This is a genomic window from Pseudomonas sp. IC_126, assembly GCF_004331835.1.
Classification (GTDB): Bacteria; Pseudomonadota; Gammaproteobacteria; order Pseudomonadales; family Pseudomonadaceae; genus Stutzerimonas.
Window position 1 is genome coordinate 77,209 of record NZ_SJSS01000006.1, and the last position, 12,547, is coordinate 89,755.

12 protein-coding genes are annotated in these 12,547 nt (G+C 63.0%); 6 read left to right on the forward strand and 6 right to left on the reverse strand.

The features are described 5' to 3' along the window. Positions 1-28 precede the first annotated feature (28 nt). The 4 genes from E0D86_RS17585 (at position 29) to E0D86_RS17600 (ending at position 2,889) form a co-directional block, all read left to right on the forward strand. A complete protein-coding gene (locus tag E0D86_RS17585) occupies positions 29-463 on the forward strand; it encodes a PA2169 family four-helix-bundle protein (RefSeq protein ID WP_131651340.1) in 435 nt (144 codons plus the stop codon). Positions 464-675: 212 nt separating this feature from the next. Then, entirely contained in the window at positions 676-912 is a 237-nt protein-coding gene (locus tag E0D86_RS17590) for a hypothetical protein (RefSeq protein WP_131651341.1), read from the forward strand. Between the two features lie 74 nt (positions 913-986). After that, entirely contained in the window at positions 987-1,157 is a 171-nt protein-coding gene (locus tag E0D86_RS17595; protein ID WP_003282841.1) for a DUF1328 domain-containing protein, read from the forward strand. A 502-nt stretch (positions 1,158-1,659) separates the two neighbouring features. After that, the gene (locus E0D86_RS17600; RefSeq protein ID WP_131651342.1) at positions 1,660-2,889 is read left to right on the forward strand and encodes a nucleoside recognition domain-containing protein; all 1,230 of its coding nucleotides are present in this window, start codon (positions 1,660-1,662) and stop codon (positions 2,887-2,889) included. A gap of 74 nt (positions 2,890-2,963) precedes the next feature. Here E0D86_RS17600 and E0D86_RS17605 read toward each other — a convergent pair whose 3' ends face one another. From E0D86_RS17605 to E0D86_RS17625, 5 genes are all read right to left on the reverse strand, one after another. After that, positions 2,964-3,989 carry an AbrB family transcriptional regulator gene (locus tag E0D86_RS17605; protein ID WP_131651343.1) on the reverse strand — a complete coding sequence of 342 codons (1,026 nt, stop codon included), beginning with the start codon at positions 3,987-3,989 and terminating at the stop codon, positions 2,964-2,966. 1 nt (position 3,990) lies between these two features. Further along, a complete protein-coding gene (locus E0D86_RS17610) occupies positions 3,991-5,505 on the reverse strand; it encodes a tripartite tricarboxylate transporter permease (RefSeq protein ID WP_131651344.1) in 1,515 nt (504 codons plus the stop codon). 2 nt (positions 5,506-5,507) lie between these two features. Then, positions 5,508-5,951 (reverse strand): tripartite tricarboxylate transporter TctB family protein, encoded by a 444-nt coding sequence (locus E0D86_RS17615; protein WP_131651345.1) that lies wholly within the window; start codon positions 5,949-5,951, stop codon positions 5,508-5,510. Between the two features lie 61 nt (positions 5,952-6,012). Beyond that, the gene (locus tag E0D86_RS17620; RefSeq protein WP_131651346.1) at positions 6,013-6,987 is read right to left on the reverse strand and encodes a tripartite tricarboxylate transporter substrate binding protein; all 975 of its coding nucleotides are present in this window, start codon (positions 6,985-6,987) and stop codon (positions 6,013-6,015) included. A gap of 32 nt (positions 6,988-7,019) precedes the next feature. Continuing rightward, positions 7,020-8,282 (reverse strand): OprD family porin, encoded by a 1,263-nt coding sequence (locus tag E0D86_RS17625; protein WP_131651347.1) that lies wholly within the window; start codon positions 8,280-8,282, stop codon positions 7,020-7,022. Between the two features lie 175 nt (positions 8,283-8,457). On the opposite strand from E0D86_RS17625, the gene E0D86_RS17630 reads away from it, so the two are divergent. Continuing rightward, complete coding sequence (locus E0D86_RS17630) at positions 8,458-9,129, forward strand: response regulator (protein WP_131651348.1); 672 nt, start codon at positions 8,458-8,460, stop codon at positions 9,127-9,129. Further along, positions 9,122-10,513 carry a sensor histidine kinase gene (locus E0D86_RS17635; protein ID WP_131651349.1) on the forward strand — a complete coding sequence of 464 codons (1,392 nt, stop codon included), beginning with the start codon at positions 9,122-9,124 and terminating at the stop codon, positions 10,511-10,513. Before E0D86_RS17630 ends, E0D86_RS17635 begins: the two co-directional genes overlap by 8 nt. 1 nt (position 10,514) lies before the next feature. Here the strand turns inward: E0D86_RS17635 and E0D86_RS17640 are convergent, their stop codons facing one another. After that, positions 10,515-12,416 carry a diguanylate cyclase gene (locus E0D86_RS17640; protein WP_131651350.1) on the reverse strand — a complete coding sequence of 634 codons (1,902 nt, stop codon included), beginning with the start codon at positions 12,414-12,416 and terminating at the stop codon, positions 10,515-10,517. Positions 12,417-12,547 lie beyond the last annotated feature (131 nt).

Consider the following 12,547-nt stretch of genomic DNA (forward strand, 5'->3'; position numbering starts at 1 on the left):
GCATCGTAGCAGTCATCCCGGAGGCCATATGAACCAGAACATGAGTCAGCTCAACGAGCTTATCGAGATCACCCGCGACGGCCAGCATTTCTACCAACACGCGCTTGAGGTCGTAAAGGACGTCGAGTTGCAGCATCTGTTCCGTGACCTCGCGCAGGCCAAGACCCACATCATTCAGGCGCTGTCGGTGAAAGTCGCTGCCAACCAGGAGCAACCGGCCCAGGGCGGCACCACCGCCGGCAAATTACGCGAGATGTATGCCGACACCAAAGCGCGCCTCGGTGATGCCGATGCCGTGTACATCGATCAGCTGGATCAGACGGAGGAACGCATCCTAGCCGCGTTCGAGGATGCCCTGAAAATCGCCGAACCGGATGTGAGGGCGTTGCTAGCGATCGAACTGCCGAAAATACGCGCCTGCCACGAGAAGATTCACAGGCTCAACCACGGCTCGGCCCATTGAGCGTGAGGGCGGGATTAGTCCGTCGTGCAAATCGCACGGTGAACGAAGCAGGCATCGTGCAATATAAGTTGACGATCGGACTAATAGGCAATCTAACTAATTGAAAACAAAGCAAAAATAAGATCTTTTAAGGCTGGCATGACGTCTGCACTGTAATAAGCAAGACAGAGGGTAAGACAGACATGCCCCGCATGCTTAGAAGGAGTTTGAGGATGAATCGTCAGGCGCGTTTCTCACTGGTTGGCAAAGGTTTTCTAACCGCAGCTGTAGTTACTCTCATCGTTGGTGCCGAGCGTCCGATGTCGCAACCGCTCAGCCAGGCACAGCATGAGTCAGCGGAACGAATCCGGATGTATGACGCTCAACCAGTAGGGATCGTGCAAACCGGCCCTGCACCGAAGACGATTGATTACATGCAGGTGCGGTCGGAGCAACGCTGGGTTTTTTAGTGGTAAACCGCGAGCTGATCCATTGCTGATATCGGTCCCGCAAAAGATGTCTTGAACCGAAGAGAGGTAACACCATGCTGAGCTGGGCTATTACATTTCTGATCATCGCCATCATCGCCGCGGTACTGGGCTTCGGTGGTATCGCTGGCACTGCAACGGGTATCGCCAAGATCCTGTTCGTGGTTTTCCTGGTGCTGTTCGTCGCTTCGCTGATCTTCGGCCGAGGTCGCGGTCCGCGTGTCTGATGCAGTGATGCCGCCCGCGAGGGCGGCTGCAACGCCAACGGATGTAGTAAAGGCGGGATGCCAGAATTCAGTGCCTTCGCATGGTGGTTGCGCGGGCCTACAAAGACTGAGGTGATTCGCCCAGCGAACACCAGTCAGCCCGCGTAGCGGGGAAGCCAAGGGGTCGGGACGCTCTGTTCGACGGAGTGACCTAAGGGTACATGGAGTGCCCTCTTCAGGGACCAGGCTCAGCAAAAGGCAACCGAAGGTGGAGTCACCACCTTCGGCTTGCGATCGCTTCAGCGTTCGCACTCCCTTTCGAGATGTTGGTTCAGGATCATATCGGTTCAGGATCGACCGGCGCTCATGCCAGCAGATTGTTCGGGCGCAGCGTAGTTATTGTCATCTCCCTTGGGCTGTGCCGCAGCTTCCTCCTCGTTCCTCCGAACGTCTCAGACGTGTGCGCATGGCTGTTCATCAGCCGCACCGCTATCATCGCGTGCAGTCAAAATCGGAGACTCACATGCTCAACGGCCTCTGGCTGGGCTTTTTTCTGATCGCCACCGTTGCCGCGCTTGGACGCTGGCTGCTGGGCGGCGATCCGGCGGTATTCGCCGCACTGGTCGAGAGCCTGTTTGCCATGGCCAAGCTGGCCGTGGAAATCATGATTGTGCTGTTCGGCACCCTGACGCTCTGGCTGGGGTTCCTGCGCATTGCCGAAAAGGCGGGTTTGATCGACGTGCTGGCGCGCATGCTGGGGCCGCTGTTTCGCCGGCTGATGCCCGAGGTGCCGGCCGGGCACCCGGCCTTGGGGCTGATCACGCTCAACTTCGCCGCCAATGGTCTTGGCCTGGACAACGCCGCGACGCCCATCGGCCTGCGCGCCATGCGTGCACTGCAGGAGCTTAATCCCAGCAAGACGGTCGCAAGCAACGCGCAGATCCTTTTTCTCGTACTTAACACCTCATCGCTGACGTTGCTGCCGGTTTCGATCTTCATGTACCGCGTGCAGCAGGGCGCCGAAGATCCGACTCTGGTGTTTCTGCCGATCCTGCTGGCAACCACCGCCTCCTCCCTGGCGGGTCTGCTGGCGGTGGCGTTGGTACAGCGACTGCGCATCTGGGACCCGGTGGTGCTCGCCTATTTCATTCCTGGTGCGCTGCTGCTTGGCGGCTTCATGGCGCTGCTCGCCGGGCTCTCGGCCACCGCGCTGGCATCGTTGTCATCGCTGCTGGGCAATCTCACGCTGTTCGGGCTGATCATCGGCTTTCTGGTCGTCGGGGCGCTGCGTAAGGTGCCGGTCTACGAGAGCTTCATCGAGGGCGCCCAGGAAGGTTTTGAGGTTTCCAAAAATCTGCTGCCCTATCTCATCGCCATGCTCTGTGCCATCGGCGTGCTGCGCGCTTCCGGCGCGCTGGATTACGGACTGGATGGCATTCGCTGGCTGATCGAAGCACTGGGCTGGGATACCCGTTTCGTCGATGCGCTGCCCACGGCGCTGGTCAAACCCTTCTCCGGCAGCGCGGCGCGGGCGATGCTGATCGAGACCATGCAGAACCACGGCGTCGACAGCTTCCCGGCGCTGATCGCGGCGACGGTGCAAGGCAGCACCGAGACCACCTTCTATGTGCTTGCCGTGTATTTCGGTGCGGTCGGCATCCAGCGTGCGCGGCATGCGGTGGGGTGCGCGTTGGTGGCGGACTTCGCCGGGATTACGGCGGCGATCCTGGTCTGCTACTGGTTCTTTGGGTAAAGCGGCGCAGCGCGCCATTGCGCGCACGGCAGATACCAAGTGCCAATCGATAAAAAGAACCCGCGATCGGCGGGTTAAAGCGTGGTCCGCTGCCAAAGCCGAAACAGCGGCTCGGCTAGAAACATCACCAGAAACAATCTCAGCACCTGTAGCGCCGTCACCAGCGCCACTGATAATTGCAACGCTTCGGCCGTCAGGCAGAGCTCGGTGATGCCGCCCGGCATCATCCCCAGCATCAGCGACGTCTGGTTCAGCGTCGCCGCCCAGCCCAGCGCCTCGGCTAGACCCGCTGCGGCGAGCATCGCCAGCAGCGTGAACAACAGGATACGCAGCAGGAATCGAGGCGCGCTGCGAAAGAACGGTCGGTCGAAGTGACAACCCAGCGAGCATCCGATCAGCCATTGGCCGAACTGGCCTACCCCATCCGGCAGGCCTAAATGCAGATCGAAGCCAACGCTGGCTGCAGCGCAAGCGGTCAGAGGCCCAAGCATCCAGGGGTTGGGTTGACCGAACTTCTTCCATAGCAGAGCCAGCAGCGCGCCAGCTGGCAGCAACACCGCCAGCCACGGCCAGCTCACAGGCGCTGGTGGTGGGGCATCCACTGGCGGCAGGCTCCAGGTGAACAGCGCTGGGACGATCAGCACCACCAGCAGCAAGCGCAGGCTGTGGGCGGCGGCGACCATTGCCGGCTGTGCGGCATGGCGTCCGGCCAGATTGACCATCTCGCTGGCGCCGCCCGGCATGCTGGAGAAGAACGCGGTGGCGCGGTCGGTGCCGCTGCGCAGGAGAATGGCGAGGCCGATCAGGCTCAGCAGCAGGGTGCCCAGCGCGCCGGCGAGGATCACGCCGAAGTGCTCGATGACCTGCTGCATGACCTCACTGGTGAAATGCAGGCCGATGGCGCTGGCGATCAACCATTGCCCGGTTTGCCGTCCATAGGGGACTTCCTTTACCAGCCAGCCACTGCAGCGCACCGCGATGACTGCCAACAGCGAACCGACCATCCAGGGCAACGGCCAGTTCGCCAGGCTTGCCAGCCAGCCGCCGATGGCGCCGACCAGAGGCGTCGCCCACCAGGCTGGAAGCCTGCGCTGCGGCATGTCAGGCGTGCGCCTCGTTCAATTTGGCGCGGCTGCGTTGACGCCACCAGCGCAGGCCGGGCATTGCCAGCATCAGCGCGGCCATCGCCCACAGCACGAGGGTGATCGGGCTGCCCCAGAGGATGCCCAGATCGCCTGCGGAGATCGACAGTGCGCGGCGCAGGTTGTCTTCCATCATCTCGCCGAGGACGAAACCGAGGATCAGTGCCGACAGCGGGAACTCCAGCTTGCGCAGCAGATAACCAAATACCCCGAGGCCGACCATCAGTACCAGGTCGAACGTCGTGCTGTGCACCGAATAGACGCCGACCACGCTGATGGCGGTGATTGCCGGCACCAGCACCCAGTTGGGGACGCTGAGCATCTTGGAGAACAGCCCGACCAGCGGAATGTTCATGACCAGTAGAATGACGTTGCCGATGAACAGCGAGGCGATCAGACCCCAGACCACGTCGGGCTGCTGTTCGAATAGCAGCGGGCCAGGCGTGATGTTGTACAGCGTCAACGCGCCGATCATCACCGCCGTGGTACCCGAGCCGGGCACGCCCAGGGTGAGCATCGGAATCAGCGATCCGCAGGCGGAAGCGTTATTGGCGGCTTCCGGGGCGGCCAGACCACGCAAGTCGCCATCACCGAACCGGCCCTTTTCACCGGCCATGCGCTTCTCGCTCATGTAGGTCATGGCACTGGCGATAGTGGCGCCGGCGCCGGGCAGGGTGCCGATGACGAAGCCGGCCAGGGCGCTGCGCACCATGGTCCAGAACGTCAGGCAGAACTCCTTGAAGTTGAACAGCAGGCGTCCGCTGGCCTTTACCGCTTTCTGCCCGCTGTGGGTCTTTTCCAGCATCAGCAGCACTTCGCTGACGCTGAAGAAGCCGATCACCACGATGACGAACTGAATGCCATCCGACAGGCTGACGCTGCCGAAAGTAAAGCGGTAGACACCGGTGGTCGAGTCCACGCCGACGGTGGCCAGGCCCAGGCCGATCAGCGCCGCCATCAGGGTTTTCACCGGCTTGTCACCGACCATGCCGCCAAGACAGGCGATGGCGAAGATCATCAGCACGAAGTATTCCGCCGGGCCGAAGGCCACCGCCCATTTCGCCAGCAGCGGCGCGAACAGCACCACGCCACAGGTGGCGATGGTGCTGCCGATGAACGAACTGACTGCCGACAGCGACAGCGCGATACCAGCTTTGCCCTGACGTGCCAGCGGATAGCCGTCGAGGGTGGTCATCACTGCCGCGGCGTCGCCGGGGACGTTGAGCAGGATCGCCGAGATACGGCCGCCGTATTCGCAGCCCAGGTACACCGCAGCCAGCAGGATCAGCGCGGTTTCCGGCGGCAGGCCCAGGGCAAAGGCCAGGGGTAGCAGCAAGGCCACGCCATTGATCGGACCCAGCCCCGGCAGCAGACCGACAACGGTGCCGACGAAGGCGCCGAACAGCGCCACCAGCAGGTTCGTCGGCCGCGTGGCGACATCGAAGCCCTGCATCAAGAAGTTCAAGGTTTCCATTTTCAGCTCTCCAGCAAGCGCAGCACGCCCAGCGGCAGCGGCACATCAAGCAACAGGTCGAACAGGCCGAAGAGCAGCACGCCCATCAGTACGCCACTGATCAGGCAGGGCCACAGGCGTCCGTTGAACAGCAGGCCCAGGGCGAAGGTGGCCAGTGCCGTGGTAATGACGAAGCCGAGCGTCTCGAACAGCAGCGCGTAGCCCAGCAGGACCAACACGCAAAACAGGGCTCGCCGGGCCATCATCCAATCGAACGGAGGCGTCGGTTCCCCGTGTGGTTTGCAGAGCAGCCAGAGCGCGCCGCAGCCCATCAGAAACAGCAGCAGAAGCGGGTAGGCGCGCGGGCCGACCGGGTCGTAGGCGAAAGGCGCCTCGAAACTCCAGGCGAGCAGCGCTAGACCGGCGCAGGCGAGCAGCCACGCCGCGGCGAAGACACGAACGTACATGGGGGTTACCTCGAGAGGAGCCGGCAGCGGCTCCCATCCGGAGGCCACTGCAAGCGGGGTGTTACTTGACCAGGCCGAACTCGGCGGCGAGAGCCTTGTAATCAGTCACCTGCTTGTTGACCAGGGCGGTGAGCTCATCCCCGGTCATCGACAGCGGGAACAGGTCACGTTGCTCGCGCAGCCTGGCGAACCCTTCAGTGGCGAGCAGGCTGTCGAACTGCGTCTTCCACCAGTTGAAGTCTTCATCGCTGACTTCCGGGCCCATGTAGAAGCCGCGAATTACCGGCCAGCTGATGTCGTAGCCCTGTTCCTTGGCGGTCGGAATGTCCGACATCTTGCCTGGCAGACGGTCATCGGAAAGCACCGCGAGGATGCGAATCTTGCCGGCTTCGAGCTGTGGCGCGACCTCGGCCAAACCGCTGCTGGTGATCTGGACATGACCGCCGAGCATGGCGGTGAGAGTTTCGCCGCCGCCCTCGAAGGCGACATAGCGCAGTTTCTTCGGATCGACGCCAGCGGCGCGGGCGATCAGCGCGGTCTGCATCCAGTCCTGGCCACCAATGGTGGCGCCGGCACCGAAGACCACACTGCTGGGATCTTTCTTGACTGCGGCAATCAGGTCGTCGAGGTTCTGGTAAGGCGCGTCGGCGCGTACCGAAATGGCGCCGTAGTCGGTGCCGATGCCGGCCAGCCAGCGCACGTTGGTTTCATCATAGCGACCGAACTTGCCCTGCGCCAGGTTCAACAGCGAGCCGCTGGAGAACGCCGTGATGGTCGCCGGATCGTCGGCGCGCTGGGCGATCACCGCGTTGTAGGCCACGGCACCGACACCGCCGGGCATGTAGGTAACGCGCATCGGCGCCTCGAGCAGGCGTTCATCCTTCAGACCGCTCTGGGCCAGTTTGCAGGTCAGGTCGAAGGCGCCGCCGGGTTTGGCCGGGGCGATGCATTCGGGGCGCTTGGGCTCGGCGAACAACTGGCTGGACAGGACCAGGCAGGACGAGAGCAGGGCGATACGGCGGATAGCGGTTTTCATAGTGTCTCCTTTTGATTCTTATTGTGGGCGCTTTACCAGATCGGCAGGCTGTAGCTGACGATCAGACGGTTTTCATCGGCATCGCGGGCGAAATCGGAGCGGAACATGGCGTTACGCATGCGCACCGCGACATTCTTCAGCGGCCCGCTCTGCACCACGTACTTGAGTTCGATGTCGCGCTCCCACTCGCTGCCGTTGCTGCCGCCGGTGTACTCGGCGTTGTCGCCGGAGATGTAGCGGGTCAGGAAGGTGAGCCCAGGGATGCCGATGGAGGCGAAGTTGTAATCGTAACGGGCTTGCCAGGAGCGTTCTTCGGCATTGGCGAAGTCGTTGATCTGGACGAAGTTGACCAGGTACGGGTCGCCGCCATCAATGTAGGCGTAGCCGGTGTCACCGTTCATTTGCTGATAGGCGAGGCTGACCTTGTGGCCGCCCAGGCTGTAACCGACCATCCCGTTCCAGGCCTGGTTGTCGATCTTGCCGGCATTGGCCGCGCCGGTGTCGTCGCTGATCATCAGCCGCAGGTCGGCGGTCAGCGCGGAGGCCTCGCCCAGCGGCTGAACCATTTGCAGATTGAAGAAGTGCTGACGGTAGATGTCGTCCAGCTCCGCCGCGTAATAGGTGCCGGTGAACCGATCGCTGAATTCGTACTTGGCTCCGGCGAAGGTCAGATGATCGGCTTCGGCGGAGCTGTCGAAACGACCATTCTTGTTGTTCAGCTGCAGATCCTGGGAGTTGGTCGAGGCGCGATCGATGACCTTGTCCAGACGTCCACCGCTCAGGGTCAGGCCGGTCACGTCCTGAGACACCAGCATCGTGCCTTCGAACACCTGGGGCAGGGTGCGGCTGTCGCTGGCCATCACCACCGGCGTTTCGGGGATATGGCTGCCGTAGCGCAGCTCCGTCTCGGAAATCTTCGCCTTGGCCGTCAGCCCGAGGCGGCTGAATTCATCCGGGGTGCTGCCATCGTCATGCACCGGGAGCAGATCGGTGCCGGTGCGGCCGCCGCCGGAGTCCAGCTTGATGCCGAGCATGCCCATGGCATCGAGGCCGAAGCCCACGGTGCCTTCGGTGAAACCGGATTCGATATTGAGCAGAAAGCCCTGCGACCATTCCTCACGTTTGGACTGACCATCCCCTTCGCGAAAATCACGATTCAGGTAGATGTTGTGAGTCTGCAGCGTGGCGCTGCTGTCTTCGAGGAAATCGGCCTGCACCAGGGGCGACAGCGAGGCGGCCGCGACGGCGAGGGTAAGGCGAGCGTATGCGGGTTTAGTTCTGACGGCAGTCAGCATCCTGTATCTCCATTCTTGTTTTTGTTGTGACGGCGATGTGCCGTAGCAGGTGGTTCGAGCCACCTGCAGGCGATCCTAGGCGGCGAAACTTTCGCCAGGCTTTCAGTGAAAGCAGCGTGCAGCGTGCCTTGTCGCTACACTTGCGCTCCTTTCCGTGTGTGGCAGAGGACAGGCAATGCGGATTCTTCTGGTCGAGGACCATCCCCAACTGGCTGAAAGCGTCGCCCAGGCGCTACGCGCCGGCGGATGGACGGTGGACCTGCTCAATGATGGCGTGGCGGCCGATCTGGCCCTGGCGACCGAGGATTATGCGCTGGCGATTCTTGACGTCGGGCTGCCTCGGCTCGACGGCTTTCAGGTGCTGGCGAGGCTGCGTGAACGCGGCAAGACGCTACCCGTCCTCATGCTCACCGCGCGCGGCGAGGTCACTGATCGCGTGCACGGGCTCAACCTCGGCGCCGATGACTATCTGGCCAAGCCGTTCGAGCTGTCCGAACTCGAAGCGCGGGTCAAAGCGCTGTTGCGGCGCAGCGTCGGTGGCGGCGAACGCCAGCAGCGTTGCGGCGTGCTGGCTCATGATCTGGATGCCCGGCGCTTCACCCTGGCTGGCGAGCCGCTGGCGCTGACCTCGCGCGAGCAGGGTGTGCTCGAGGCGTTGATCGCCCGTCCTGGGCGGGTGATGAGCAAGGATCAGCTCGCCGCGCAGGTCTTCGGTCTGGATGAGGACGCCAGCGCTGACGCCATCGAGATATACATTCACCGTCTGCGCAAGAAGCTCGAGGGTCAGCCGGTGCGCATCGTCACCTTCCGCGGTCTCGGCTATCTGCTCGAGGCCACCGATGGCTGAGGTCGGCAGCCTGCGCGGACGACTGCTGCGCCGGCTGGCGGTGCTGCTGGCGCTGTTACTGCTGTTCAGCGGCTGGAGCGCTTACTGGAATGGCCGCGCCGCCGCCGATACCGCCTATGACCGCACGCTGCTGGCTTCGGCCCGCGCCATCGCCGACGGGCTGGTCACCAATGACGGCAAGCTGCGCGCCAACGTGCCTTATGTGGCGCTGGATACTTTTGCCTATGACAGCGCCGGGCGTATCTACTACCAAGTGCTAGATATCAGCGGCCGCCTGGTCAGCGGTTACGAAGATCTTCCAGCACCAGGCGCCGATATTCGGCGCACCGACGACTATCCTGCGTTGGCCCGGTTCTATGACGGCGAGTTCAAGGGCGAGGGTGTGCGTCTGGTCAGTCTGTTGCAGCCGGTCAGCGAGCCGGAGCTCAACGGCATCGCCGAAATTCGCGTGGCCGAAACCCTCGGTGCCCGTGAACGCATGGCGCGCAGTCTGCTCACCGACACCCTGTGGCGGGTCGGCTTGCTGGCGATCACGGCGCTGCTGCTGGTGTGGCTGGCGGTGAGCGCCGCGTTGCGTCCGCTGGGCAAGCTCAGCGAGGCGGTCGAACTGCGCCAGCCGGACGATTTGCGTCCGTTGCCGCTGGTGACGGTGCAGCGCGAACTCAAGCCTCTGGTGGCCGCGCTCAATCATTTCACCGAACGCCTGCGCGGCCAGTTCGAACGCCAGGCGCAGTTCATTGCCGATGCCTCGCACGAGCTACGCACGCCGCTGGCGGCTCTCAAGGCGCGCATCGAGCTGGGTCTGCGCGAACAGCAACCGCAGCGCTGGCTGGAAACCCTCGAAGAAGCCGAGGCGCATACCGACCGGGTCATTCATCTGGCCAACCAGCTGCTGTCTCTGGCGCGCATCGAAAGCGGCGCGCAGTCGATTGCCGAGGGTGGCGCGCAACGCCTCGACTTGAGCCAGCTGGCCCGCGAGCTCGGGCTGGCGATGGCCGCGCTGGCGCACAAGCGTGGCGTCGCCATCGCCCTCGAAGCGGATCGCCCGGTGTGGATTCACGGCGAGCCGACGCTGCTCAGCGAGCTGCTGAGCAACCTGCTGGACAATGCGCTGGCACATACGCCCGTTGGCGGCAACGTGGTGCTGCGGGTGAAGGAAGATGGCGTGCTGGAAGTCGAAGACGATGGTCCGGGAATCGCGCCCGAGGAGCGCGAGAAGGTCTTCGCGCGCTTCTACCGTGTGCAGCAAAAGGGTCAGGGCGCCGGGCTCGGGCTGGCCATCGTCGGCGAGATCAGCCGCGCCCATCGCGCCACCATCGAGTTGGGTCAGGGCACGCTGGGCGGCCTGCTGGTCAGGCTGCGCTTTGCGTCGACGCTCGACTGAGTCAGCTCGGCTCGCGCGCGTCGGCGACCGTCACCTGGTTACGGCCATTGCGTTTGGCTCGGTAGAGCGCGGCATCGGCTTCGGCCAGCAGCTGGACCGTCGAGCAAGGCGCCCGTGGATTCAGCGTGGCCACGCCGATGCTGATCGTCAGATCGATGCGAGTATCGCCGTAGGTCGGGTGCAGCTCCGCCACCGCCGCGCGGATGCGCTCGGCCTGCTCGCGGGCCTGGCAGCTGTTGACACCCGGTAGTGCAATGACGAACTCCTCGCCGCCGTAGCGCGCCACCACATCGCCGGCGCGCTGTCCGTGCTGTTTGAGAATGGCGGCCACCAGGCGCAGGCACTCGTCGCCGAAGGGGTGGCCATAGGTGTCATTGATCTGTTTGAAGTGGTCGATGTCCAGCAGTAGCACGGACAGTGGCGCGTCGATGCGCTGCGCGCGCCGAATCTCCTGTTCGAACATCAGATCGAAGTGGCCGCGGTTGGACAGCTGCGTCAGCGCGTCGGTAACGCTCATGCGGGTCAGTTGTGCGTTTACCTGCTCCAGTCCACGCTTGGCCTCTTCCAGCGCTTGGGTCCGTTCGAGTACGCGGGCTTCCAATGCCTCGTTGGCGCGCATTTGCAGGTCCAGCGTCTGTTGCTGCGCGCGCAAGCGGGACTCGCGTTCCTGGGCCAGGGCCTCGGAGGAACGCAGCGCGCTCTTCTGCGCCTCGATTCGATGTTCGCGCTCGTGATTGATGCGCTCGGCCAGCGCCATCGAGAGCAACACGAACTCGGTGAACATGCCGATCAGCTGACCGTTGAGGGTCAGGGCGTTCAGCGGCAGTACGCCTTCCAGGGCCAGTAGATGGGCGACGGTGAAGAACAACAGGGTCGACCAGGCGATGGTGAACTGACGGGCCGAGGCATTCCCGCGGATCCACAGCGTGATGGTCACCGCCATGCTGAGCGTGCAGTGGACCAGCGCCATCGTCCCGATCGCTAGATAGTGTGTCAGCGCCGGGGCGAAGACTATGGCCAGCAGTACTACGGCCCAATAGCCGATGAGGAATAGCGTTACGTGCCAGACCCAGCCGCCGTAGCGCCTGATGTCGAGAAAGCGAGTGGCGAAAAGCAGCGGCGTGAAGAAACTCAACGCCGCTGAAAGGCCATAGAACCGGTTAGAAAACGCCGACGTGTTCGGCCACAGAAAGAGCTGGCCGAAGCCCGTGATGCTCAGCACGTAGAACAGCGCGCTGAGCAGATAGGTGACGTAGAGCAGGTAGCTGATGTCCCGGGTGAATAGGAACAGGCTGCAGTTGTAGAGCAGGATCACTAACATGCCGCCGAAGAACAGACTGGTCATCGCAACGTCGGCGATCTTCGCGGCAATGAAGCCCGTCTCATCGGCGATGGCCAACGGCAGGACGATCAGTTCGCCTGCCCGCACATGCAGATAAACCACGGCCGTTTCTTCGGCGCGCAGTTCGAATGGGTAGACGAAGTTGTGGTCGGCCTGGGGCCGCTCGCGCATCGGCACGGTGTCCCCGGCCCGCATCGGCGGCCCCCACTGGTTACGGGTCGGATAGAACAGGCGCACGCGCACCTCGTCCAGCACCGGCCATTTCAGGCTGAGATACCAGGTACCGGGCGGTGCGGTCGTGTTGTGCAGCATGAAGCGCAGCCATACGCCCTGTGGCTGCTTTTTCAGGTTGGGTCGTTGCAGCGGCTGCCAGTCCCAGGCCGCAACATGGGCGGTTTCGAAGTCCGCCTCGCTGTGGCCGACGACATATTCGACGGCACCTACCTGCAATTCATGAACGTTCTGGGCGACTTGCGTTGGCCTGACATCAGCCGCAGCCAAGCCACAGCAGCCTGCCAGCAGAACGAAAAGGGCAAAGGCCCGCAATGAATCACAACGCATTCGCTAAAGCCCTGTGAGTTGGCAAGTAGCGCGCAATGTGAGCCACGCTCCTGAAAAACACCATACGGCCGGTGCCGTCCGGGCACCAGCGCCAGTACGCGCTTGGAGCAAGGCGTTTAACCTTAGCCGTC

Excerpts from the sequence above, each read along its gene's own strand:
- E0D86_RS17635 (WP_131651349.1), top strand. The coding sequence starts at position 9,122 with ATGGCTGAGGTCGGCAGCCTGCGCGGACGACTGCTGCGCCGGCTGGCG.
- E0D86_RS17605 (WP_131651343.1), bottom strand. The coding sequence starts at position 3,989 with ATGCCGCAGCGCAGGCTTCCAGCCTGGTGGGCGACGCCTCTGGTCGGC.
- E0D86_RS17600 (WP_131651342.1), top strand. The coding sequence starts at position 1,660 with ATGCTCAACGGCCTCTGGCTGGGCTTTTTTCTGATCGCCACCGTTGCC.
- E0D86_RS17615 (WP_131651345.1), bottom strand. The coding sequence starts at position 5,951 with ATGTACGTTCGTGTCTTCGCCGCGGCGTGGCTGCTCGCCTGCGCCGGT.
- E0D86_RS17640 (WP_131651350.1), bottom strand. The coding sequence starts at position 12,416 with ATGCGTTGTGATTCATTGCGGGCCTTTGCCCTTTTCGTTCTGCTGGCA.
- E0D86_RS17585 (WP_131651340.1), top strand. The coding sequence starts at position 29 with ATGAACCAGAACATGAGTCAGCTCAACGAGCTTATCGAGATCACCCGC.
- E0D86_RS17590 (WP_131651341.1), top strand. The coding sequence starts at position 676 with ATGAATCGTCAGGCGCGTTTCTCACTGGTTGGCAAAGGTTTTCTAACC.
- E0D86_RS17610 (WP_131651344.1), bottom strand. The coding sequence starts at position 5,505 with ATGGAAACCTTGAACTTCTTGATGCAGGGCTTCGATGTCGCCACGCGG.
- E0D86_RS17620 (WP_131651346.1), bottom strand. The coding sequence starts at position 6,987 with ATGAAAACCGCTATCCGCCGTATCGCCCTGCTCTCGTCCTGCCTGGTC.
- E0D86_RS17625 (WP_131651347.1), bottom strand. The coding sequence starts at position 8,282 with ATGCTGACTGCCGTCAGAACTAAACCCGCATACGCTCGCCTTACCCTC.
- E0D86_RS17595 (WP_003282841.1), top strand. The coding sequence starts at position 987 with ATGCTGAGCTGGGCTATTACATTTCTGATCATCGCCATCATCGCCGCG.
- E0D86_RS17630 (WP_131651348.1), top strand. The coding sequence starts at position 8,458 with ATGCGGATTCTTCTGGTCGAGGACCATCCCCAACTGGCTGAAAGCGTC.